General features: G+C 72.3%; 13 protein-coding genes and 1 pseudogene. 2 read left to right on the top strand and 12 right to left on the bottom strand.

Features of this window, described 5'->3' with window-relative positions; translation table 11 throughout:
• Window positions 1-39: 39 nt before the first annotated feature.
• From IM778_RS17810 to IM778_RS15720, 12 genes and pseudogenes are all read right to left on the bottom strand, one after another.
• Window positions 40-465 (bottom strand): annotated as a pseudogene (locus IM778_RS17810) (RDD family protein); the annotation flags it as partial.
• The gene (locus tag IM778_RS15670) at window positions 462-2,882 is read right to left on the bottom strand and encodes a transglutaminase-like domain-containing protein (protein WP_194409739.1); all 2,421 of its coding nucleotides are present in this window, start codon (window positions 2,880-2,882) and stop codon (window positions 462-464) included. The pseudogene IM778_RS17810 and the gene IM778_RS15670, both read right to left, overlap by 4 nt.
• Window positions 2,879-4,126: a DUF58 domain-containing protein gene (locus tag IM778_RS15675; RefSeq protein ID WP_194409740.1), complete on the bottom strand. Its 1,248-nt coding sequence runs from the start codon at window positions 4,124-4,126 to the stop codon at window positions 2,879-2,881. Before IM778_RS15675 ends, IM778_RS15670 begins: the two co-directional genes overlap by 4 nt.
• Window positions 4,126-5,097: an AAA family ATPase gene (locus IM778_RS15680; protein WP_194409741.1), complete on the bottom strand. Its 972-nt coding sequence runs from the start codon at window positions 5,095-5,097 to the stop codon at window positions 4,126-4,128. The genes IM778_RS15675 and IM778_RS15680 overlap by 1 nt, the downstream gene beginning before the upstream one ends.
• A 54-nt stretch (window positions 5,098-5,151) precedes the next feature.
• Window positions 5,152-11,217 carry an Ig-like domain-containing protein gene (locus IM778_RS15685; protein ID WP_194409742.1) on the bottom strand — a complete coding sequence of 2,022 codons (6,066 nt, stop codon included), beginning with the start codon at window positions 11,215-11,217 and terminating at the stop codon, window positions 5,152-5,154.
• 201 nt (window positions 11,218-11,418) lie between these two features.
• On the bottom strand, window positions 11,419-13,770 hold the full coding sequence (locus tag IM778_RS15690; RefSeq protein ID WP_194409743.1) for an ATP-binding cassette domain-containing protein: 2,352 nt from the start codon (window positions 13,768-13,770) through the stop codon (window positions 11,419-11,421).
• Between the two features lie 245 nt (window positions 13,771-14,015).
• Window positions 14,016-16,256, bottom strand: a complete 2,241-nt coding sequence (locus tag IM778_RS15695) for an LLM class flavin-dependent oxidoreductase (RefSeq protein WP_194409744.1) — start codon at window positions 16,254-16,256, stop codon at window positions 14,016-14,018.
• A gap of 68 nt (window positions 16,257-16,324) precedes the next feature.
• The gene (locus IM778_RS15700; RefSeq protein WP_194409745.1) at window positions 16,325-16,753 is read right to left on the bottom strand and encodes a PIN domain-containing protein; all 429 of its coding nucleotides are present in this window, start codon (window positions 16,751-16,753) and stop codon (window positions 16,325-16,327) included.
• On the bottom strand, window positions 16,750-16,977 hold the full coding sequence (locus IM778_RS15705) for a CopG family transcriptional regulator (RefSeq protein WP_194409746.1): 228 nt from the start codon (window positions 16,975-16,977) through the stop codon (window positions 16,750-16,752). Before IM778_RS15705 ends, IM778_RS15700 begins: the two co-directional genes overlap by 4 nt.
• A 73-nt stretch (window positions 16,978-17,050) precedes the next feature.
• Window positions 17,051-19,036 (bottom strand): multicopper oxidase family protein, encoded by a 1,986-nt coding sequence (locus IM778_RS15710; RefSeq protein ID WP_194409747.1) that lies wholly within the window; start codon window positions 19,034-19,036, stop codon window positions 17,051-17,053.
• Between the two features lie 7 nt (window positions 19,037-19,043).
• Window positions 19,044-19,640, bottom strand: a complete 597-nt coding sequence (locus IM778_RS15715; RefSeq protein WP_194409748.1) for a hypothetical protein — start codon at window positions 19,638-19,640, stop codon at window positions 19,044-19,046.
• A complete protein-coding gene (locus IM778_RS15720) occupies window positions 19,637-20,170 on the bottom strand; it encodes a DUF6220 domain-containing protein (RefSeq protein WP_194409749.1) in 534 nt (177 codons plus the stop codon). Before IM778_RS15720 ends, IM778_RS15715 begins: the two co-directional genes overlap by 4 nt.
• Before the next feature lie 138 nt (window positions 20,171-20,308).
• On the opposite strand from IM778_RS15720, the gene IM778_RS15725 reads away from it, so the two are divergent.
• On the top strand, window positions 20,309-22,306 hold the full coding sequence (locus IM778_RS15725) for a sensor histidine kinase (protein ID WP_194409750.1): 1,998 nt from the start codon (window positions 20,309-20,311) through the stop codon (window positions 22,304-22,306).
• Window positions 22,303-22,992 (top strand): response regulator transcription factor, encoded by a 690-nt coding sequence (locus tag IM778_RS15730; protein ID WP_194409751.1) that lies wholly within the window; start codon window positions 22,303-22,305, stop codon window positions 22,990-22,992. Before IM778_RS15725 ends, IM778_RS15730 begins: the two co-directional genes overlap by 4 nt.
• Window positions 22,993-22,999: the final 7 nt, after the last annotated feature.

Genomic DNA, 22,999 nt, shown 5'->3' on the forward strand with positions numbered 1-22,999 from the left:
CCCTCGCGCGTCGACCACCGTCGCGCGCGCGGCCAGATCGTGCCAGCCCTGGCGGCGCGGGCTCGAGTCGAAGAGCGGCGTGAAGTACCCCACGACGATGGACCCTGCCAGAGCCCACACCACATTGCGCAGCACCGCACGCCAGAAGCCGATGGGCTGCGGCGCCGACGCGTCGTGCAGGCGCAGTCCGAGCGCTCGCTGGCCGATCGAGCCGCGCCCGCCCTGCATCGCGGAGTACACGAGCCACCACGCCAGGAGGCAGGCAGCCAGCACCGCGTAGGAGATGATCGCGACGACCGCGACGAGGGCGTAGTCACGCCGGGCGCTGCTTCCCATCACGACGACGACGAGGAGGACGCCGAGGACGGCGGCCAGCCCGCACGAGATGGCGACGTCGATCGCGAAGGCGCCCACCCGGCGCCCGATGGACGCGGGACGGGGAGCGGGGGGCGGGTAGGCGGTCATTCGGTCTCCAGCGGTGCGGGCCCGGAGTGCTCGGGTTCACTCCGGTTCGCCGAGCGACGCGCCGTCGCGCGCTCGGCAGGGGGACGGGGACTGCGCGGCGGCAGCGCGAAGCGCGTGCCCGCGAGGAGCGATCGGACGCTGAGTCGCGCGCGCAGGCGGCGCCACCACGACCGGCCGCGGCCCATGCCGCCGACGATCTCGTCGACCTGGGTCCAGAACTCCTCGACGTCGGCCGTCGTCGGCTCGGCCGGCCCGAACACCTCGGTGTCGGCGCGCGTGGCGAGAGTCGCCACGCGCGGCTCGGCGAACGCGGCGCTCAGGACGCCGGCCTCCTCGCGCCGCGTGCCGCCCGGCCGCACCGGCGCGCCGTAGTCCGCGGCGCGGTCGACCAGCTCGTCCCAGCCGCCGCTGATGCGGTCGGAGGCTCGCTGCGCCGACCGGCGCTGGCGGCGGCGCGCCGCCTTGAGCGCGCCGATGACGACGAACGGGGCGAGGAGCACGAACAGGATGCCGAGGCTGCCCAGGCCGATCGTCACGATCATCCAGAGCAGGGCGGCGTCGAAGCCTTCGTCGTCGTCCGACCCGCTGTCGTCGGTCATGGTCGGCGGCAGGTCGACCGGCTCCTGCGGCGGGGGCGGCGGCTGGAGCACCTGGGGCTTGGGGTCGGCGCGAGGCTTCGTGGTCTGGTCGCTGGGCACCTGGTCTTCGGGTGGCGTCGGGTCGAAGGGCACCCAGCCGTGACCGTCGAAAGCGACCTCGACCCACGCGTGCAGCGTGTCGCCGTTCGCGGCGAACACCGGCTGACCCTGCTGCTCCTCGTCGGGATAGAACCCCATCACGACGCGCGCCGGGATCCCGATCTCGCGAGCGAGGAGCGCCATCGCCGTGGCGTACTGCTCGTCGTCGCCGACCATCTGGTCAGAGCCGAGGAGAGTCATGATGCGCTCGGCGCCGTGGCCCGCGCGCGAGAGCGGCTGGCCCTCGAGCCCGTGGCTGAAGTATCCGCCCTCCGACAGCATCGTCTGCAGCGCCCGCACCTGCTCGATGGGGCTCGTGGCGTCGGCCACGGCCGTCGAGGCGACGTCGGCGACGTCCTGCGGCACGCCCTTCTGGTCTGGCAGCGACAGCGGCGCGAACGCCACGTCGGCCAGCGCCTCGTCGCTCGGCACCTCGGGGATGACGCTCTCGAGCGTGTACGAATCGCCCTCGGCGAGGCCGGCCGTGACCACGGCGGTCGACGTCGACTCGTTGTAGTGCGCGGTGCGGCGCAGGTCGTCGGCCCGGTCGCCGTCGAACGTGATTCCCTGCACGGCGCCGGCATCCGGCATCCACACGCCCTCGAACGCGCCGATCTCGACGTGCAGCGTCGCCGGCGTGCCCTCGGCACCGGCAGACATGCTCGTGCGCACGGGCGAGAAGGCGCTGGACGAGCCGGCGCCCTCGTCCGAGACGTTGTACACGGTGCCGTTGTAGGCGTCCATCGTGGCCAGACGCACCCGGGCCCCCTCGGGCAGGCCCGACACTGTGAAGAGCGTGTCGTCGGGGTAGTCGCGCACCAGCGCGCGGAACGACTGCAGCGGGCTCGGGAACTCGCGGATGTCGAACGGCGGGATGACCACGTCCCGCAGCACGTAGCGCGGCGACGACGGCGCGGCGAACGCGCTCGTGGCGACCCCGGCGACGACCGCGAGCGCGATCACCGCGGCCCCCATCAGCGTGCGCCGGACGGCCGCCGAACGGGTCGACGAGGCCCGCTCGCCGACCGAGACCGCCGCCACGTGCGGCAGCCACGCCTGGCGGAGCGCGAGCCACACGACCGCGATCAGGCCGAACGCGATGCCCTGCACCACCGGCACGAACGGCTGCGACGTGCCGAGCGCGATCTCGACGGCCAGGAACCCCGCGGCAGGCAGCAGCGACCACGCCGCGTGGCGGGCGCGCAGAGCCAGCGACGTCGTGAGCACGCCCGCGACGAGCGCCAGCAGGAACGGCACGATGAGGTGCCCGTCGGCCAACGACACCGGGGCGACGGTCGTGAGCAGCTTCTTCCACGACTCGACGGAGCCGAGGGCCAGCTGCCGCAGGGTCTCGAGGGTCGGGACGACTCCTGCCACGGCGGTGTGCGACAGCGCGAGCGCACCGCCGAACAGGAAGTACGCGACCACCGTGGCGCCCGCCAGCAGCAGGATGCCCCAGCGCAGCAGCGTGCCGAGCACGCCGAGCGCGACGCCGAGCAGGAGCGCGCCGAACGCGGTCACCAGATAGCCCGGGCTGTCGAACGTCGGCTGGAAGCCGACGATGGGAACGGTCAGGAGCAGGATCACGGCCGAGAGGTCGGCGACCCAGCGGCGCAGCGGCAGCGAGACCGCCGCGGCGGAGGTGCGGGTGGGAGCCGGAGCCGGAGCCGGAGCGGTCATGCCAGCACCTTCCGCAGGGCCCCCGCGAGCTGGTCGAGGGCGCCGACCGTCACGACGTTGGCCTCGCCGATCCGTCGCAGCGACGGCGCCGCGCCGCTCTCGGCGACGACGGCCAGCACGCGAGCTCCGAACGGGAGCCGGCTGCACGCGGCGCGCAGATCGTTGGCGTCGACGCGGCTGCCGCACACCAGCACGACGACGCTCGCCGTCGGAAGGGTGGCGGCGACCACGCCCGCGAGGTCGACCATGCGGCCCGCGCGGGCGCCGGAATGCGACAGGGCCGACAGCGAGTCGAGGAACTGCTTGCCGGTCGCCGACGGCAGCAGGCGCTGCTGCACCCGCACCTCGACGCGCTGGGAGTCCCGGAGGGCGCGCAGGCCCAGCGAGCCCGCGGCCGAGATGGACAGCTCGAACTCCTCGTCGTCGCGGTAGTCGGCGGGGTTCGTCGTGAGACCGATCACGAAGTGGGAGCGGCGCGTCTCCTCGTACTGCCGCATCATGACGTCACCGGTGCGCGCGGTCGACTTCCAGTGCACGTGCCGCAGGTCGTCGCCGGGCTGGTACTCGCGCAAGGCGTGGAACGAGACGTCGTCGCGCGACAGGTCGGTGGCGGGAAGGCCCTCGAGGTCACGGAGGAACCCGAGCGACTGCCCGTCGAAGTTCACCGTCCGCGGGTGCACGAACAGGTCGACGGGCTGATCGCGGCGGTGGACCCGCTCGAAGAGCCCGAGCGGATCGCCGCGCACGACGCTCACCGGGCCTACCTTGACGACGGCACGACGCGACGTCGGGATCGCGAAGAGCTCCTCGGCCGAGTCGCCGGGGGCGAGACGATGGATGTCGAACACGCCGCGTCCGGAACCCACCGGCAGCAGCACGCGCGAGGGGAGGATGGCGCGGGCTCCGGTGTTGGCGAGCGTCAGTGCGCCGACTGCCCGCTCCCCCACGACCACGCGGGTGCGGTTGAGGTCGAGCGTGACGTCGTACGCGGTGCGTCCGATGAGGAACAGCACGCACAGCACGAGCACGGTGGTCACCACGACCGCCGCGACGGTGAGCTCCCACCATCCGAGCATGTTGCCGAACACCCACAGCACGATCGCCGCGGCGATCAGCACCCATGCGACCGGACGCACCACGGCGAGCACGCCGCGCAGCGCGCGCAGCGCAGGGCCCGCGTGCTCCGCGAGCCACGCGCGGCGGTCGGCTGCCGTGGCCGCCGCTCCGAGTGCGTCCGTCGTCATCAGGCGGCGGACCTCGCCTGCGGCGCCGACACCGACTCGAGCACGCGCGCGATGATGGTCTCGGCAGAGGTGCCCGCGAACTCGGCCTCGGGGTCGAGCACGATGCGGTGCGTCCACGCGGGACCGGCGAGCGCCTTGACGTCGTCGGGCAGCACGAAGTGACGGCCCTGCGCGGCGGCGAACACCTTGGCGAGGCGGATCATGGCGAGCGAGCCGCGCACCGAGACGCCCAGGCGTGTCGCCGGGTCTTCACGCGTGGCCTCGGCGAGCTGCGCCGTGTAGCGCAGCACCGCCGGGTCGACGTGCACGCTCGCGGCGAGGTCGGCCATGTCGGCGACGGCACCCGTCGTGATGATCGCCGGCAGGTGGGCGGACGGGTTGCGGTCGGCGGCGCCCGCGAGGATGCGCTCGGCGACCGCGAGGTCGGGGTAGCCGATCGACGTCTTCACCAGGAACCGGTCCAGCTGCGCCTCGGGGAGTTTGTACGTGCCGGCCTGCTCGATCGGGTTCTGCGTGGCGATCACGAGGAAGGGCCGGCCGACCTCGTGCGTCACGCCGTCGACGGTGACCCGCGACTCCTCCATGACCTCCAGCAGCGCGGACTGCGTCTTGGGCGACGCGCGGTTGATCTCGTCGGCGAGCACGATCGAGGCGAACACCGGTCCGCGGTGGAACTCGAAGCGGTGAGCCGCCTGGTCGTAGATCGTGACGCCGGTGACATCGGAAGGCAGCAGGTCGGGCGTGAACTGGATGCGGCTGCTCGTGCCCTGCACCGTCGCCGCGAGCGCCTTCGCGAGGCTGGTCTTGCCGGTTCCGGGGGCGTCCTCGAGGAGCACGTGGCCCTCGGCGAGCATCGCCGAGAGCACGAGGCCGACCACCTCGCGCTTGCCCATGAGGGCCTGGTCGACGTTGTCGACCAGGCGCGCGAACGTGCCCTGGAACCAGGCTGCCTGCTCGGGGGTCATCGTCATGTCGCGGGTCTCTCGTTTCTGGGGAGGGGTGGGCACGGGAGGGGGATGCGGCCGCTACCAGGTGGCGCGCTCGCTCCACTCGGGATTGCCGCCGATGATCCGCACGTAGTGCGGGCCGGCGTAGCCGTTGTAGCAGTCGAGCTCGATGGACCCGTTCGACGGGATGTTCACCGGGTAGCCCGCGTTGTTGGCGAAGTAGCCGCCCACGTCGTGGCACTCGATGCGGTACGAGCCGCCGTTGAAGTTCGCGGTGTTGACCACGTACTTGTGGCAGCCGTTGCCGAGCGAGTTCGTCGAGCAGCCGGGGACGAACGAGCCCTTGGTCACCCAGACGCGCGGCTGCGGCCGGGGTGCGGTGGTCGCGGCATCGGACACCACGCGCGAGACCTGGCCCACGGAGTCGTAGGCGCGCACGTCGATCGTGTGGCGCTCGTCGTACCCGTTGCCGACGAGCCTGTTGCCGTTCATGGCGACGTTCTGCCAGCCGCCGCCGTCGATGCGGATCTGCATCTGCGTGATGGGGCGCCCGTTCTCGGCCGGCGCGCTCCAGCTGACGCGGACGCTCGTGCCCTCGCGCTGCGCGCTGACGCCGGGGTCGCGCACCGGGCCGTAGGGCCTGACGGTGTTCGACGGCGCCGACGCCGCCCCCGCTTCGCTGGCTCCCCCGACGTTCGACACCGCGCGCACGCGAGCGGTGTAGTCCGTGCCGTTCGCCAGTCCGCCGATCTGCCCGTTGCCCGGCAGCGCCTGCCACCCGGCGTTGTTCAGCGAGACCTGGTAGCTCACCTCCGACTGGTTCGCGCCATTGAGCGGACCCGGCTGGTAGCTGACCGTGACCATGCGATCGCCTTCCCGCAGAGTCACGTTGGTCGGCGCTCCGGGCGGCGTGAACGCGCGCTGCGGCGCGGAGTTCGGACTGAACTCGCCCCAGCCGGCCTTGTTCTGCGCGCGCACGCGGAACGTGTAGTCGGTGGTGGAGGTGTCCACGACGACCGCCTGGCTCGTCTGGCCCGCCGCCACCGGGATGGAGTTGACCAGGCTCGACCCGCGCAGCACGTCGAGCTGGTACCCCGAGATCGGGGCGCCGTTCTCTGCGGGCCTGGCCCACGAGACCTGGATCTGCGCCTGGGATCCCACCGGCTCGAGCCGGGAGGTGGTCGGCGCCGCAGGCGCGGCCGGAGGCCCGGCGGGGATCTCGCTGAGCGACCACGCGCTCCAGCTCGACGGCTCGGGCGCGCGGTTCACGGCCTGGACCCGCACCTGGTACGACGTGCCGTTCTCGAGCCCGTCCCACACGAGTGAGTTGCCGGTCACCAGGGTCTTCTGGCCGATGCCCGACGGCGGCGCCGGCGAGATCTCGAGATTGAACGACTCCACCGGCGAACCGGGGGTGGGCGGGGTCTTCCACGTGACGGTGAGGCTGCGGTCGCCGAACACCAGCGTCGGAGGCTCCGGGGTGTCGGGGCGCGCATCCGGGCGCGCGGTCTCGGACGGCGCCGAGGGCTCGGACGGGCCGACGCGGTTCTCGGCGACCACCGTGAAGTTGTACTCGACGTTGTTGGTGAGGCCGTCGAGCGTGCAGGTCGTGGCGAGGCACACCTTCTCGTAGTTGCCCGCCGTCGACGACACCAGGTACCGCTCGATCTCGGCGCCGTTGTTGGCCGGCGGCGTCCACGCGAGCACGACCGTGCGGTCCTGGACGCTCGAGACCGTCGGCGTGCCCGGCGCGTCGGGCTTGCCCTGCACGGTCAGGCGGATCCGGCCCTCGACCTCGCGGTCGGGGTCGCCCGTCGCATCCTGCACGCGATAGCGCACCACCATCGTCCCGAAGAACGAGTCGTCCGGGGTCACGCGCACCTCGCTGCCGGCGACGTCGACCGTACCCCGACCGGTCTCGACCAGCGCGGTCGTGACCTTCAGCGGGGTCTCGGGGAACGGGTTCACGTCGTTCGCGAGCACGGGGACGGTCGTGACCTTGCCCTGGTGCGCCTCGGGCACGATGTCGTCGTTCGCCGTCGGCAGTTCGCGCGTCGAGGCGATGACGCGCACGTTGACGATCCCCTCGACGGGTTCGGTGGTGCCGTCGTCGATCCGGAGGCGGAGCGTTCCGGCCGTGCCCTTCCTGGTGTCGGCGGCAGCGCTGACGCGCAGATCCTGCCCGTCCACCGACGCGGACATCCCGGCGGGCGACCCTCCGACGATCTCGTAGCGCATGCCATCCAGGTCTTCGACGTCGGGATCGGTCGTGAGGCCGAGCAGGTCCAGCGTCACCGGGTCCTCCCCGGGCGCGACATCCACCTGACCGGTCACGAACGACGGCTGCTGGTTCTCGGGCGGAAGCACTGTGATGGGCAGCACGAGCGTCGCCTTGCGGCCCTTCGGGTCGTCGGGGCCGGTGCCGTCGGTGACCTCGAAGGTGATCGCATCCGGACCGAAATAGCCGGTGGCCGACGTGTACAGCAGCGTCGTCTGGTCTTTCACGAGCGATGAGCCGTCGTGGTGGGCGGCCGTCACCTTGGCGGCCTCGGTGATGACGACCGTGCCGCCGCCGGCCGCACGCACGTGCTTGGCCAGCGGGATCTCGACGGTCTCGCCGCTGGCGACCTCGATCGGCGCCGTCGTCACGACCGTCGGCGGCAGCGATGCGAGCGAGGGGACGTGGATGAACGCGGATGCCTTGTTGCCGTCGCGGTCGGTGACGGTGTAGGTGACGAGACGGTTCTCGTCGCCGAGGGTGACGCGGACCCTGCCGTCGGCGAGCACGCGGGCCGTGGACTCGCTCACGGCGACGTCGAGGTCCTCGATGGTGCCGTCGGGGTCTTCGTCGTTGGCGAGCACCTCGATGTCGGCGGTCCCCTCCTCGACGTCCTGCGCGCGCACGTAGTCGTCGCGGGCGATGGGCCGCTGCAGCGGGACGTCTTCGGCGACGGTGATCTGCAGCACCGCCTTGGCCTCCGCCCCGCGGGCGTCGCGGATCGTGTACTGCAGCGATGTCTCGACCGGCTCGCCCGGAGAGGAGACGATGACGCGGTTCCCGTCCACCTTGGCCGAGAGGCCCGGCACATCGGGGAGGATCAGGCCGTCTCGGACCAGGCCGAACTCGTCGCCGTCCGGGTCGGAGTCGTTCGCGAGCACCGGCACGGCCACCCGCCGGTCGGGGCGCATGACGACGGCGTCCTTGACCGCGTACGGCGCCTGGTTGACGCTCTCGGGCGGCGCGATGCCGATGCGGATCGATGCAGTGGCCTCGGCGCCGAGCCGGTCCCGCACGCGGTACCGGAACGTGTCGACGCCTGCCGTGTCGTCGAAGGCCTCGTACTCCAGGTAGTTCGAGCCGGTCTCGGCGATGCGGCCCTTCTCGGGGGCCGATGCGAGGCCGACCAGGCTCACCGAGTCGCCGTCGGCGTCGATGCCATCCAGCGGCACCGGGATCCGCACGCGGCTGCCCGCGAGCACGCGCGAGGTGAGGTCGCGGGGCCGCGGGGCGGCGTTGTTCTCGGGATTGACCGGGAGGACCTGGATCGTGATGTACCCGGCATCCTTCTGCCCGGTGCTGTCGACGACCTCGTACGTGGCGTACACGGTGCCCGGCTCGTCCGACGCGCGGAAGCGCACGGCGTCCTGCGAGACGAACATCTCGCCCTTGTCGCGCGTGATGAGCGGGGGCACGAGGTCGGGCGCGACGTGGATGACGTCGTTGTTCGGGTGGTAGTCGTTCTCGAGCACGGGGATCGTCACGACGTCGCCCGCCCGTACGACCACCTGGTCGTCGTTCGCGACCGGCGGCCGCAGCTGCGACGGGGCGGGGATCGGGATGACGATCACGTCGCCCTCGGCGGACTGCGCGCCGTTCGAGATGCGGTACGAGATGCGCACCTGCTCCGACAGTGCGGCCTGGTCGCTGATGCGCAGCGTCTCATGGCCCAGCACGGCCACCGCGATGCCCGAGTTCGGCTCGACCGTCACGGACTGCACGACGAGGATGCCGCCCGAGGGGTCGGAGTCGTTCGACAGCACGTTCACGAGCACCTCGCCGCCCGCGGGCAGCAGGGCGACATCGCGCACGGCCACCGGCGGCAGGTTGGTCTCGCCCTCCGACAGGACGTCGATCCGCACGAGACCCGGCACGCCGCCGGTGCCCGCCGCCACGAGGTACTGCACGTAGTACGTCCCGGGAGTGGCAGAGGTGAACGTGAACGTCTTGTTCGGGTAGTCGGGCACCACCTCGGCACCGGTCACCTCGTCGACGCGCGCCAGCCGCAGCGGCTCACGACCGGCTCCGACGTCGTTCGCGAGCGGCGCGACGGTCGCCGTCTGGCCGACCCGCACCGCGACGTAGTCGGCGTTGGTCACCGGCTCGATCGAGCCCACCGGACGCACGTCGAACCTGACGGTGCCCACCGCCATGTCGGTGCCGTCCGACACCGTGATCGCGACGTCCTTGCGGCCCTGCGTGCCGCCCACCGCACGGTACGTGATGCGCCCGTCGGAGGTGAAGTCGGCCTCGTCGCCCTCGGCGGGGGTGACCGAGGCGAGGAAGACGTCGTCGCCGTCGGGGTCGATCCAGTCCGGCAGCACGTTGTAGGTCACGGTGCCGCCGGACTCCACGGCGATCGTCGTGACGCGCTTCTGCGTGGGGGCGTCGTTGACGTCCCAGGGGCGTACGACGAGCGAGACCGACGCGGTGTCGGTGCCGCCGCGGCCGTCCGAGATCTCGTACGAGAAGGATCCCGCGCCGCTCGCGTCCTCGGGCACCGCGATCTGCAGACCGCGGCCGTTGTCGATCGACTGGATCTCGCCGATGGACGGCCCGCCGTCGAGCACGCGCGAGGTGAGCACGTCGCCGTCGGGGTCGCTGTCGTTGTCGAGCACCGGCAGGATCGTGGTGCGGCCGGGCCGCACGCCCAGGTCGTCGTCGGTGGCGATCGGAGGCGTGTTGACCTCGGAGCGCTCCGGGAGGGTCGTCTCGACCGTCTCCTCGGTGGTCTCCTCGTCTTCCTCGGTCTCGCCCTCGGGCGGCGTGATCTCGTCCCAGTTGTCGACGCGCTGCATGCTCTCGGCAGCCATCCACGTCGCGCCGCCGACGATGTCGTTGAGCACGATGACGTCGCGGTTCACGCGGAACTGCAGCACCGACGTCGGCTCCACGCCCTCGATGTCGCTCGTGAGGTCGTCGTCGTCGCCGGGGCAGTCGCGCACGAACCGCGCGGAGGCGCTCCAGGCACCGTAGGCGCAGCCTTCGAGCCAGACCGGGGCGGCGGGCGCACCGTCGGGGCCGGCTTCGACCACGGTCGGATCGGACCCGTCGAACGGCACGCGCACGAGTGCGGCAGCCGTCGACAGCGTCGCCGCGTCGGAGTCCGCGCCGGGCTGCTGCAGCACGGCGCTCCGGGCGCCTTCGACCACGACCGCCCTGCCGTCGGCGTAGACGGTTCCCGTCGACGCGTCGAGCACGACGGGACGATGGCCCACCGCCGAGATCGACACCTCGGCGTCCTTCGGGAGGTCGGACAGAGCCGTCCGCTGCGGCTCGGAGGGGGTCCCGTCCTCCTGGAGCGTCAGGGTGACGACTTCGCGGCTCTCGAGCGAGACGGCGTGGACGCGGCCGTCCACGCCGACCGCGGCATCCGCCCCCTTGCCGACGTTGACGGCCGGGTCGGTGCCCTCGATCTGGAACGACCCCATCGCGGCCGCGCCGACGACCCACAGGTCGCCCGAGGCGCGGTCGAGGATCGACACCGTCGACCCGCCGAGGGTCACCTTCGCGCCGGCCGGGACGTTCGCCGCCTCGGCGAGCGCGACCATGGCCGGGTCGACGACGGTGACGCTCGAGGACCCCTCGTCCACGACGAGGACCGTGCCGCCGGACTGCAGGATGTCGTACTCGTCGCCCGTGGTGCGCAGGCCGCCGTCGAGCACCTTCGACTCGTGGTTGAAGTGGCCCACGAGCAGGCTCGACTGCTTCGTCACCCACACCCCGCCGTCGTGCAGGTCGACCTCGGTCGTCGGGAGCCCCTGATACACGAAGGCCATCGTCGTGAGAGTCACCGCGGCTGCGGTCACCGCGCCGGCCGACGCGAGCGTGCGCGGGCGCGACCGGAGCCAGGTGAACGACCTCATGCGAGTTGGGCCTCCTCTGGGCGTCATCGTGCGGTGCGACGGAGCACCTGGCCGAAGGCCGGGTGCTCGCAAGAGAGGGGGGTAGTGACAGCCTAACCCGGAGTCCCGCGGCGAACGGTCCACTCCCCTCGACGAGGCTAGTGCGTGCACGCCGCACGCCCCATGGGGACAATCCCCCATCGGGCGCGCGGGGCCGAGGGGTCAGCCGCCGACGTACTCGCGCAGATGCTTCGCGGTGAGCGAGTCGCCGTTCGCCACGAGGTCGGCGGGCGTGCCCTGGAACACGATCTCGCCACCGTCGTGACCGGCGCCGGGCCCGAGGTCGATGATGCGATCGGCGTGCGCCATCACGGCCTGGTGATGCTCGATGACGATGACGCTGTTGCCCGCGTCGACGAGGCGGTCCAGCATCCCGAGCAGGTTGTCGACGTCGGCGAGGTGCAGGCCGGTCGTCGGCTCGTCGAGCACGTAGATCGCGCCCTTCTTCGCCATCGAGATGGCGAGCTTCAACCGCTGGCGCTCACCCCCCGACAGCGTGTTCAGCGCCTGGCCGAGCGTGAGATAGCCGAGTCCGACGTCCATCATGCGGCTGAGCGTCGTGTGGGCCGGTCCTTTGGTGAAGAAGACGGATGCCTCGGCCGCCGTCATCGCGAGCACCTCGGCGATGTTCTTGCCGTCGAGGAGGTACTCGAGCACCTCGTCCGAGAACCCGCTGCCGTCGCACACCTCGCACAGCGTCTCGACGGTCTGCGTGAACCCGAGGTTCGTGATGATCACTCCGAGGCCGCGGCACGCGACGCACGCGCCCTCGGAGTTCGCGCTGAACAGCGCCGGCTTGACGCCGTTCGCCTTCGCGAACGCGGCGCGGATGGTGTCGAGCAGGCCCGTGTAGGTCGCGGGGCTGCTGCGGCGGTTGCCCTTGATCGGCGACTGGTCGACGACGACGACGTCGTCGAACGCGGGCACGTTGCCGTGGATGAGCGAGGACTTGCCCGACCCCGCGACGCCCGTCACGACGGTGAGGATGCCGAGCGGGATGTCGATGTCGACGTCCTTGAGGTTGTGCTGGTTCGCACCGCGGATCTCGAGGACGCCCTTCGGGTCGCGCGTCGCCGGCTTCAGCCGGGCGCGGTCGTCGAGGTGGCGGCCCGTGATCGTGCCCGAGGCGCGGAGCCCCGCGACATCGCCCTCGTACTGCACCTCGCCCCCGGCGCGGCCGGCCCCGGGACCGAGGTCGACGATGTGGTCGGCGATCTCGATCACCTCGGGCTTGTGCTCGACCACGAGCACGGTGTTGCCCTTGTCGCGCAGCTGGCGCAGCAGGTCGTTCATGCGCGCGATGTCGTGCGGGTGCAGACCCGCGGTGGGCTCGTCGAACACGTACGTGATGTCGGTGAGCGCCGAGCCGAGGTGGCGGATCATCTTGGTGCGCTGCGCCTCGCCTCCCGACAGCGTGCCCGACGAGCGGTCCAGCGACAGGTAGCCGAGTCCGACCTCCACGAACGACGCGATCGTCTGCCGCAGGCCCGCCATGAGCGGGGCCACCTCGGGCTCGTCGATCGTGGCGAGCCAGTCCGCGAGATCCGAGATCTGCATGGCCGCCGCATCCGCGATGCTGATCCCCCGGATCTTGGACGACCGGGCGCCCTCGTTCAGGCGCGAGCCGCCGCAGTCGGGGCATGCCGTGAACTTCACCGCGCGATCGACGAACGCCCGGATGTGCGGCTGCAGCGAATCGCGGTCCTTCTGCAGCATCGACTTCGTGATCTTGGGCACGAGACCCTCGTAGGTCATGTTGATGCCCGACATCTTGACCTTCGTCGGCTCCTTGTAGAGGAAGTCGGCGAGCTCCTGCTCGGAGTAGTCCTGGATGGGCTTGCGCGGGTCGACGAAGCCGGACTCGGTGAACCCCTTCACCATCCAGCCGTCGACGTTGTAGCCGGGGATGGTGAGCGCGCCCTCGGCGAGCGACTTGGTCTTGTCGTACAGCTCGTCGAGGTCGATCTCGCTCGCCTCGCCGAGTCCTTCGCATCGCGGGCACATGCCGCCCGTGATCTCGAAGCTGCGCCGCTCCTCGACCTTCCTGCCGCCCTTCTCGACGGTCATGGCGCCGGCGCCCGACACCGAGGGGATGTTGAACGAGAAGGCCTGCGGCGACCCGACATGCGGCTGCCCGAGCCGGCTGAACAGCATCCGCAGCATCGCATGCGCGTCGGTCGCCGTCCCCACGGTCGACCGCGCGTTGGACCCCATGCGCTCCTGGTCGACGATGATCGCGGGGCTGACGTTCTCGAGCCCGTCGACCTCGGGGCGGCTCAGCTGCCCCATGAACTGCTGCACGAACGTCGGGTAGGTCTCGTTGATGAGGCGCTGCGACTCGTTGGCGATGGTGCCGAACACGAGCGACGACTTGCCTGAGCCGCTGACCCCGGTGAACACGGTCAGCCGGCGCTTGGGGATCTCTACCGAGACGTTCTTGAGGTTGTTCTCACGGGCTCCGATCACACGGATGACCTCGTGCGAGTCGGCGATGTGCGGGTGGGTGTCAGGCATGGCGACAAGTCTGCCGGTCGACGCGGACATCCCGCTTCCTGAATCCTGCTCGATGCGCTGGTGCCGCCCGGGGCGTTTCGTCTCGCTCCGCTCGCTCAACGACCGAGGGCCGGGGCGTTTCGTCTCGCTTCGCTCGCTCAACGACCGGGGGCGACGCTCCGCTCGCTCGACGACCGAGGGGCGACGCGTTTCGCCGAGCGAGGGCCGGTCGTTGAGCGAGCGAGGAACGAGCGAGACGAAACGCGTCAGGCGGCGTCGGCGGCGGGCTCGATCGCGAAGTTGTCGCGGAACACGCACGTCGGGTCGTACTGACCCTTGATCCGGCGCAGGCGTGCGAGCGTCGCGGGCGGGAACGCCTCGGCGATGCGCTCGGGGCGCTGCGACGAGTCGAAGCTCAGGTACATGCCGCGCACGTGATCGGCGAGCGTCTGCCACTGCGCGTCGAGACGATCGGCGTTCGAGCCGAGAGCGACGACCGAGAAGCCCGCCGACCGGTGGGCGTACGCCGTGGCGTCCTCGGGGACGTCGGCGACCGCACCGCCGACCGCGCGCAGCTGGAAGAACGGGATGGCACCCGACTGCACCATGCGTGCCGCCGCGTTCGCGAACTCCGGTGTGACGTGCTCGATCAGCCCGGAGCGCGAGTGCGGCTCTCCGGCGCCGTGCTGCGGGCCGAGGTCGGCGTTCGCCATCACCTGCGCGTACGGCACGAGCTGCACCGACTGCTGCACGAGCGGCGCGAGCTCGGCGAAGGGCTGCAGGCGCGCGATGATCGTGTCGGGGTCGTCGGAGTCGACCACGCCGTACAACTGCACGACCTGGGGCTGGCCGGGACGCGGCCCGCCGGCGAGCAGGAACAGCGTGAGATCGCGCGGCGCGGCCTCGACGATGCGCCCGTAGCCCTGCAGGAACCCGGCGAGGTCGTCGACCTGGAACGCCAGCTGCGCCCACCCCACGTCACCGACCTCGTCGACCTCGAACTCGAAGGCCGTCACGATGCCGATGTTGGCGCCGGCTCCGCGGACCGCCCAGAACAGGTCGGGGTGGTGCTCGGCATCCGTTCGCACGATCGAGCCGTCGGCCAGCACGACCTCGGCGGCGCGGAGGTGGTCGAGGGTGAGGCCGTGCTCGCGCGCGAGGAACCCGATGCCGCCCGCCGTCGCGAGGCCGCCGACGCCCACGCCGCCGTAGTCGCCCGAGCTCAGTGCCCAGCCGTGCTCGCCGAGTGCCGCCGCCACCTGCATCCACCGGGCTCCCGGGCCGATCCGCACGAGCCGCCGGGTCGCGTCGAGCACCTCGATGTCGTCGAGGCGGCGCAGATCGATCACGATGCCGCCGTCGTTCGTGCTGCGGCCGCTGATGCCGTGGCCGCCGCTGCGCACCGCGAGCGGCAGTTCGGGATGCCTCCGCGCGAACGCGAGCGCGTCGGCCACTTGCTGCGGCGAGTCGGGCTGCAGCACGATGCCCGGAGCTCCCCCGCGCATGTAGGTGGCGCGCACGTCGCCGTACTCGAAGTCGCCCGGCTCGATGGCGTGGAGCCCTGCGGGCACGTCGTCGTAGGCGATGCCCGCGCGGCGTGCGGCCAGCGCGGCCGCCGAGCGGACCGGGGCCTCGGCCGTGCCGCGGGATCCGCGCTCGCGGGCCACGAGCTCGCGCACCGCCGGCGCGACCTCCTCGCCGAAGGTCTGCAGCAGGCGCGGGTCGTCGCCCGCGAGGATGAACGTCCCGATGCCGTCGTCGAGCGCGAGGCGTGCCAGCCGTTCGGCGAACTCGTTCGGGTCGGCCGCGAGCTGCCCCACGTTGAGCAGCCGGCGGATCTCGCGCGGGTCGCGGCCGACCGAGGCGGCCGCCTCGTCGATCGCGGCGTTGCCCCGGGCGAGGTCCCCGGGCTTCAGGTAGCCGAGCGACGGCAGCCAGCCGTTGCCCTTGCGTCCGGTGAGCGAGAGCATGCGCGGCTTGTAGGCGCCGATCCAGATCGGCAGATCGTGTGCGGGCCGGGGGCCGCGCTTCGCCCCGTGCACGCGGTGGTGGCGGCCGTCGGTGAAGACGCCGCGCCGCTCGTCGGTGCGCCACAGCTCGCGGATGAGGTCGACGGCCTCCTCGAGTGCGGTCACCGCCTGGCCGGGCGTGAGGCGCGTGCCGCCTATCGCCTCGATCGCATCCCAGAACCCGCCCGCGCCGAGCGCGAGCTCGAACCTGCCGCCCGACAGCAGGTCGAGGCTCGCCGCGGCGCGCGCCACGACGGCGGGCGGACGCAGCGGCACGTTGAGCACGTTGGGGGCGATGCGGATGCTGTCGGTCCGGGCCGCGACGAACGACATGAGCGTCCACGTGTCGAGGAACGCCGGCTGGTAGGGGTGGTCCTGGAACGTGACGAGGTCGAGTCCCGATGCCTCGGCGACCTGCGACAGCAGGACGGGCGCGTCGGGAGCGGCAGCGGACGGGGTGATGAACGCGCCGAACTCGAGCGCGTGGCCGTAATCCATGTGGTCCTCCGCGAACAGGAACCGACGGCATCCGTGATTCATTCCGCCGCATGGGCCCGTGCGCTCGGCTACGGGATCGCGAAGACCACCGTCGCCCCCGACGGCACCACCGAGGTCACGATGCGCGTGTCGAAGGTCGCGAGCATCGCGTCGTTCGACGCGGCGAGATGGAGGAGGTACGTATCGGTCACCTGAGAGCTCGCGAGCAGGCGCTCGGTGTGGACCGAGCTGTCGAGGAGGCTCACCGAGTCGGCGAGGAACGCGTGGTCCTCGCGGGCCGACAGGCTCGCCAGGCTCGCGAGCACCACCGGGGCCGGCTGGCTGTTCGGGTACTTGGGGTGGCTGACCACGCGCACGACGCCGTTCTGCACGGTGGGGCTGGTGTGCCAGATCGCCCCGCCCCGCGACGCGAACCACCGGTGGGCCCGGTCGTGGTTGACGTGCAGCGGATCGATGAGCGCGATGACGGCGTTGATGTCGAGCAGGTGCCGCGTCACGGCTCGTCCCGGAGGGCGTTGACGTCCTCGATCTCGCCGCTGGCCGCGGTGGCGGGAGCCGGCAGCAGCACGATGCCGTTGCGCGTGCCGCCATAGCGGCGGCGCTCGGTGAGGGTGGCCCGCGCGAGCTGCGACAGCGCCTCGCCGAGGGTCAGGCCGCGGGCGTCGGCGAACTGCTTCGCCGCCGCGAGGACGTCGTCGTCGATGGTCACCGTCGTGCGCATGCATCAAGCATCATGCATCACGCATCACGCGTCAAGAGCGCGGACGACCTGCGAGCGTCCCGCGGCGCCAGCGTCACTCCGGCGCGTTCCCGGCGGGCCCGCCGTGCGCGAACGGGGTCGACACGCCGCGGTAGGCGATGTGCATCACCATCCCGAGCGCAGCGTGCTCGAGGTTGTGGCAGTGATCCATCCAGATGCCCGGGTTGTCGGCGACGAACGCGACCTCCCACACCTCACCCGGGCCGACGTCGAACGTGTCGAGCCACAGCGGCGACGCCGGCGCCGCACCGTCGACCGCGAGCACCCGCACGGTATGGCCGTGCGGATGCATCGGATGCGTCTCGAACCCGCGGTTGACCACCGTGAGCCGCACCACGTCGCCTTCGCCCACCACCGTCGACGGCACGAACGGATACACCGCGCCGTTCACCGTGTACGCATACTGCGGCACTCCGCCCACCACACGCGGGAGGCGGTCGAGCGCGTACGTCTCGTCCACATCGAAGCCGCCGGATGCCGCTGCGCGCGCGATCGCAGCGGCGGTGGCCGCATCGGGCGGCGCCGACGCGGTCACGTCCGTGAGCGGATCGAACGCCCGGCCGTCCTTCGCCGCAGCCGCCGGCGCGGGCGAGTCGCCGGTCGCGAACACCATGGCGGCGGTGCCGGATGCCGCGGCCCGCACCGCGACGGCGGCCTGCGGCATCCGGAATCCGATGTCGACCCGCCCGCCCGCCGGTACCTCGACCGCGGCGTCGCGCGCCTCGTGGGTCTCGACGTCGGCGCCGTCGAGCGCGAGCACCCGGAACGGCGCTCCCGCGACCGTGAACCGCTGCGGCTGCTGGTCGGTGTTGATCAGGCGCACCCGCACGGACTGGCCCTCGCGGGCCGTGGTGCGCTGCTCGCCGGCGCTGTCGCCGAGCACCACGGTGCGACCGAACGTGTGCACCGGCAGCACCACGTCGACGTCCTCGGCCTGGCCGCCCGCCGGCTGCACCACGAGGGTGCCGTAGAGCCCGCGCACGACGCCCTCCGAGCCGCGCTGATGCGTGTGGTACCAGTACGTCCCCGGCCGCGTCAGCGTGAAGGCGGTGCGGAACGACTCGCCGGGGCGCACGGCATCCTGCGTCACTCCGGCGACGCCGTCCGCCGCCGCCGGCACCGGATACCCGTGCCAGTGCGCCGTCACACCGGCCTCGACGTCGACGTTCTCGAGGGTCACGTCGAGCACGTCGCCCTCGGTCGCGACGATCGCAGGACCCGCGAGGCCGCCGAACGTCCACGCCTCGACGGCGGCGCCCGCGCCGAGGTCGATCGTCTGCCGCTGCGCCCGCAGAACGACCGAGACGCGAGGGGCACCCGCGTCGGGCTCGCCCGCGAGCTGCGACACCGGGATCGACGGAGGCGTCGCCGGGGGCGCCACGGCATCGGCGGCCGCCGTGCCGGGGGCGGCGCCGTGCCCGTGCGTCTGGAAGCCCTCCTGGGCCAGCGCGCCCCGGCCCACGACCCCCACCCCGACGGCGGCGAGCGCCGCGACAGCCACTGTGGCGGCCGCGATCGTCGCGGCGAGCGGACGACGGCCCGTGCCGAGCCGCACGAACGCCCACACGACGGTCGCCGCCACGACGGCCGCCGTGACGGCGAGCCCCGCCCACAGCGGCACAGGCGCGCCCACCACGACGACGAGCATGAGCTCGGCGCCGGCAGCCACGGCGGCACCGCCGGCGAACGCCGGCCCGACGCGCAGCCGCAGCGCGATCGCGGCGACCGCGGCGACCGCCGTCACGGCCGAGAGCGCGAGGCCCCATGCCCGGTCCTGGACGAAGACGACGGATGCCGCCGCCAGCGCTGCGACGATCCCCCCGCGCGCCGCGAGCAGTGCCGCCCCCGCCGCCACCAGGCCCCAGTCCCCGGGCCCCGGCCGGGCCGACCGCGCGCCGCGGGTGCGGGACGCGCTCCCCCGCCCGTCCGTCCTCCCCAGCCGCACAGCCAGCAGGGCCCAGGTCGCGGCCGCCGCCAGCACCACTGCTCCCCAGAGCAGCTGCAGCACGGCAGAACTCATCGCGACCTCACCTCGCGGTCGCCGCGATGCTCAGCCACAGGGCCGGATAGCCGATCCAGGCCAGGCCGGCCGGCACGCCGCCGAGCACCCACAGCGCGGTGCGCACGGGACCCTCGGGCACGAGGAACGAGATCGCGACGACGGCGCCGCCGGCCACGAGGGCGATCAGGAGCACGAGCGCCAGCGTCGCGACGCCGTCGGGCACCACGGCCCGGCGCGCCGCGGCGTACGTCGCGACCGCCGCCCAGGTGAAGGCCAGGACGGTCGCGGGGAGCGTGACAGCGACCTGAAGACCGAGGCCCGTGCGTCCCGCCAGCATCGTCAGGGTCACGACCGCCATCGCGGCGATCCCCACGATCACCGCGCCCGAGAGGATCCACCACGCGCCGTCGAGGTGCGCCCGCACCGCCACGAGCACGGTCGCGACGATCCACGGCCCGGCCGAGAGCACCATGAGCCAGTCGTTCACCGGCCCGAGCCACGACCATTGGCGCTGCTCCGCGCCGAAGGGCCGCGCGAGTGCGAAGAAGAGCACGAGGGCGACCAGGGCCGCCGCCGCCATGAACCCGGTGACCCCCGCCCAGATGCGCAGCTGCTCGCTCATGACGTCGGCGGCGGGCCGGCGGGCCGATCGAGTGCCGGCGACACTGCTGCTTCGGCATCCGTCGCCGTTGCGCCGTCAGGCGCGGCACCCGCGCCCGGGAAGGCCAGCCGCCGCGCACGCAGGGCGATGACGACGCCGACCCAGATCATGAACATCGGGTTGAGGGCGTGCAGGCTCACCGTCAGGATCGCCGCGACGGGCGGGTTCGGCGTGTCGGGTCCGACGCCGAAGATGAGCCCGGTGAAGACGAAGATGAGCGTCTGCATCACCAGCAGGCCGAGCATCAGGACCGTGAGCCAGATCGTCTTCTTGCCGGCGCGCGCGAGAGCGGCCGTCACGATCAGCAGCAGGAAGACGATCGGCGCGACGATGCGCCCCGACGTGCCGTGGAAGACGAAGCCGTCGTGCGAGCCCGAGAACACCCCCACGGCCGCCAGGTAGTACTGCACCGCGACGACCGCGATCGCCAGCAGGCTGACGACGAAGAACACCTTGCGCATGAGGACCCCCTCGATCGTGACCGCGCTCATTCGCGATCGAGCCCACGGTACGAACCGCGCGGCACGTCGCGACAGGATGCAGGCCACCCGCGGAGGTGAGGTGCACCGCACGTCTGCGGTGCGGTGCGCACGGTAGACGCGGCCCTCGGTTGGCCGGAAGATGGCACCGTGGGGCGACCTGCCGTGCGGAGCCTGATCTGGGGGCTGACGGCGGTCGCGGTGTCGGCCGTGACCGCCGCCCTCTTCGCCGTGCTCTACGAGCGGCCGCTGCCGTGGCTGATGCTGCTCTACCTGCTGGTCGTCCCGATCCCGTTCCTCGTGGTCGGGATCGTGCTGTTCGCGGGAGGACACCGCGCCGGCGCGTTCGTGCTGCTCGGGTCGATCCTCGGGCCGGGGTTCGCGGCACCGCTCGAGGTGCTCCTCAAGGCGCGGTACGCGGCGTACGGTGCGGAGGAATGGATGCCGTGGGCCCTGACCGGCGAGGCGCTCATCGTCACGTGGGGTCTGGCGTGCTTCGCCGTGGCGATCGGCCTCTTCCCGTCGTGCATCGCCCGGACGCGTCTGCAGCGCCGTCTCGTGCGCGCGCTGTGGTTCCTGCCGCTGCCGATGCTGATCGCACTGCTCTCGCACGAGGACGTGCTGGTCGACCGCATCGCGTACGGCGAGCTGCCGCCGATCGCCAACCCCGTGCATGTGCCCGCCCTGGCGTTCCTGGCGCCGTTCACCGCCTCGATGCGCGAGATGCTCTACGCCGTCGTGGCGGCCGCCATCGTCGCCCTCGTCGTCCGGTACCGCCACGAGTCGCTCGAGCACCGCACGCAGATCCGCTGGGTGCTGTTCGGCGGCGGCGCGGCCCTCGCGGTCGGGCTGGTGCCGTTCCTCGTCCAGCCGATCCTCGGCGCGGACGCCCCCGAGCACGGCGATCTCGCGATCACGCTCAGCACGTTCGCGATACCGCTCATCCCGCTGTCGCTGCTGGTCGCGCTCGAGCCGCCGACGTGGCTCGACTCCGAAGCGGTCATGCGCAAGTCGTTCATCTACGGCGCGCTCTCGCTCGGCATCCTGGCGGTGTACGCCGTGGTCGTGACGGGCCTGGGCGTGACCGCCGGCGCGGGCCTGCCGGTCGAGGTCGCCATCGCGGTCACGGCCGTGCTCGCCTTCGGCTTCCAGCCGCTCCGTGAGCGGCTGCGGACGATCGCCGATCGCTGGGTGTTCGGCGCGCGGCCGGCAGCGGTGCTCGATGCCGGCAGCCCGGACGACCAGGATGACGAGCAGGTCGCCGCACGGCTGGCCCAGCTGGTTCGCTCGGCCGTGCGCCTGCGCTGGGTGGCGGTGCGGATCCCGCCGGGCCCGGAGGGGACCGCGGGCACCCCGTCAGCCGATACCGCGCTCACGCTTCCGCTCGGCAGCGACGGCACGCGGGTGGGCGAGATCCGCTGCGGCCCGAAGCTCACGGGGCGTCTCTCCGACCGCGACATCCGTCTCATCAGCGCGCTCGGGCAGCAGTCCGCACTGCTCGTCGCCAACCGGCGACTGGCCGGCCGCATCGTGCAGGTGCAGGAGGCCGAGCGTCGCCGCATCGAGCGCAATCTGCACGACGGCGCGCAGCAGGAGCTCGTGTCGCTGGTGGCCAAGCTCGGCCTCGCACGCGCCCGCGTCCGCACCGGCAGTCTCGACGAGGAGATCCTCATCGAGCTGCAGCACGAGGTGCAAGGGGTGCTGCGCGAGGTGCGCGAGCTCGCTCAGGGGATCCACCCGTCGGTGCTCACCGACGGAGGGCTCGTGGCGGCGGTCGAGGACCGATGCGACCGGCTGCCCGTCGACATCCGGCTGTCGGTCGGACCGGGGCTTCGAGGCGCCCGGTTCGACGACGACATCGAGGGCGCCGCCTACTTCTTCGTCGTCGAGGCGCTCACGAACGTGCTCAAGCACGCCGGCGCCTCGCACGCGCGCGTCGAGCTGTCGTGCGACCGCTCCGGACTCTCGCTGACCGTCGCCGACGACGGCGTCGGGTTCGACCCGGCCCGCGTGCACCGGCACGGGCTGGTGGGCCTGGCGGATCGGTTCACGGCACTCGGCGGCTCGATGTCGGTGGACTCCGCGCCGGGCGCGGGCACGACGGTGCGCGCCCAGCTGCCGGCCCGGCCGAGGGGAGGCGCCCGATGATCGAGGTCGCGATCGCCGACGATCACTTCCTGGTGCGCGAAGGCACGCGGCAGCTGCTCGAGGCCTCGGGCGAGGTCCGCGTGGTGGCCTCCGTCGGCGACGGCGAGCAGCTGCTGGAGGCCGTGTCGCGCCTGTCTCCGGACGCCGCGGTGGTCGACATCCGGATGCCGCCTCATCACCAGATGGAGGGGATCCATGTCGCGCGCACCATCCGCGCCGAGCATCCCGGCACGGGGGTGGTCGTCCTGTCGCAGCACGCGAACTCGCTGTATGCGCTCGAGCTCTTCCGCGACGGCACGCAGGGCCTGGCGTACCTGCTGAAGGATCGCGTCGGCGACCTGGACGAACTGCTCCGCGCACTGCGGGCGGTGATCACGGGCGGCTCCGTCATCGACCCGATGGTCGTGGAGGCGCTGCTGAACCGCCAGACCTCGGCGTCGGATCGTGCACTCGCACAGCTGACGCCGCGCGAGCTCGAGGTGCTCGCCGCGATGTCGTCGGGCAGCTCGAACGCATCCATCGCGCGGTCGCTGTTCCTGTCGCAGTCGGCGGTCGAGAAGCACATCAACGCGATCTTCGCGAAGCTGGGGCTGTCGGGCGCCGACGCCGAGACCCACCGCCGCGTGGCGGCGGTACTGGCGTTCCTGGGGAGCGGCGAGACGGACGACCGGCCCGCGACCGGCTGAGCGCGGG

The organism is Microbacterium cremeum (assembly GCF_015277855.1).
GTDB lineage: Bacteria > Actinomycetota > Actinomycetes > Actinomycetales > Microbacteriaceae > Microbacterium > Microbacterium cremeum.

Bases quoted from the DNA above. Each gene is read 5' to 3' on its own strand.
- IM778_RS15715 (WP_194409748.1), bottom strand. From the start codon at position 19,640: ATGAGCGAGCAGCTGCGCATCTGGGCGGGGGTCACCGGGTTCATGGCG.
- IM778_RS15680 (WP_194409741.1), bottom strand. From the start codon at position 5,097: ATGACGATGACCCCCGAGCAGGCAGCCTGGTTCCAGGGCACGTTCGCG.
- IM778_RS15685 (WP_194409742.1), bottom strand. From the start codon at position 11,217: ATGAGGTCGTTCACCTGGCTCCGGTCGCGCCCGCGCACGCTCGCGTCG.
- IM778_RS15730 (WP_194409751.1), top strand. From the start codon at position 22,303: ATGATCGAGGTCGCGATCGCCGACGATCACTTCCTGGTGCGCGAAGGC.
- IM778_RS15675 (WP_194409740.1), bottom strand. From the start codon at position 4,126: ATGACGACGGACGCACTCGGAGCGGCGGCCACGGCAGCCGACCGCCGC.
- IM778_RS15695 (WP_194409744.1), bottom strand. From the start codon at position 16,256: ATGGATTACGGCCACGCGCTCGAGTTCGGCGCGTTCATCACCCCGTCC.
- IM778_RS15710 (WP_194409747.1), bottom strand. From the start codon at position 19,036: ATGAGTTCTGCCGTGCTGCAGCTGCTCTGGGGAGCAGTGGTGCTGGCG.
- IM778_RS15670 (WP_194409739.1), bottom strand. From the start codon at position 2,882: ATGACCGCTCCGGCTCCGGCTCCGGCTCCCACCCGCACCTCCGCCGCG.
- IM778_RS15720 (WP_194409749.1), bottom strand. From the start codon at position 20,170: ATGAGCGCGGTCACGATCGAGGGGGTCCTCATGCGCAAGGTGTTCTTC.
- IM778_RS15690 (WP_194409743.1), bottom strand. From the start codon at position 13,770: ATGCCTGACACCCACCCGCACATCGCCGACTCGCACGAGGTCATCCGT.
- IM778_RS15705 (WP_194409746.1), bottom strand. From the start codon at position 16,977: ATGCGCACGACGGTGACCATCGACGACGACGTCCTCGCGGCGGCGAAG.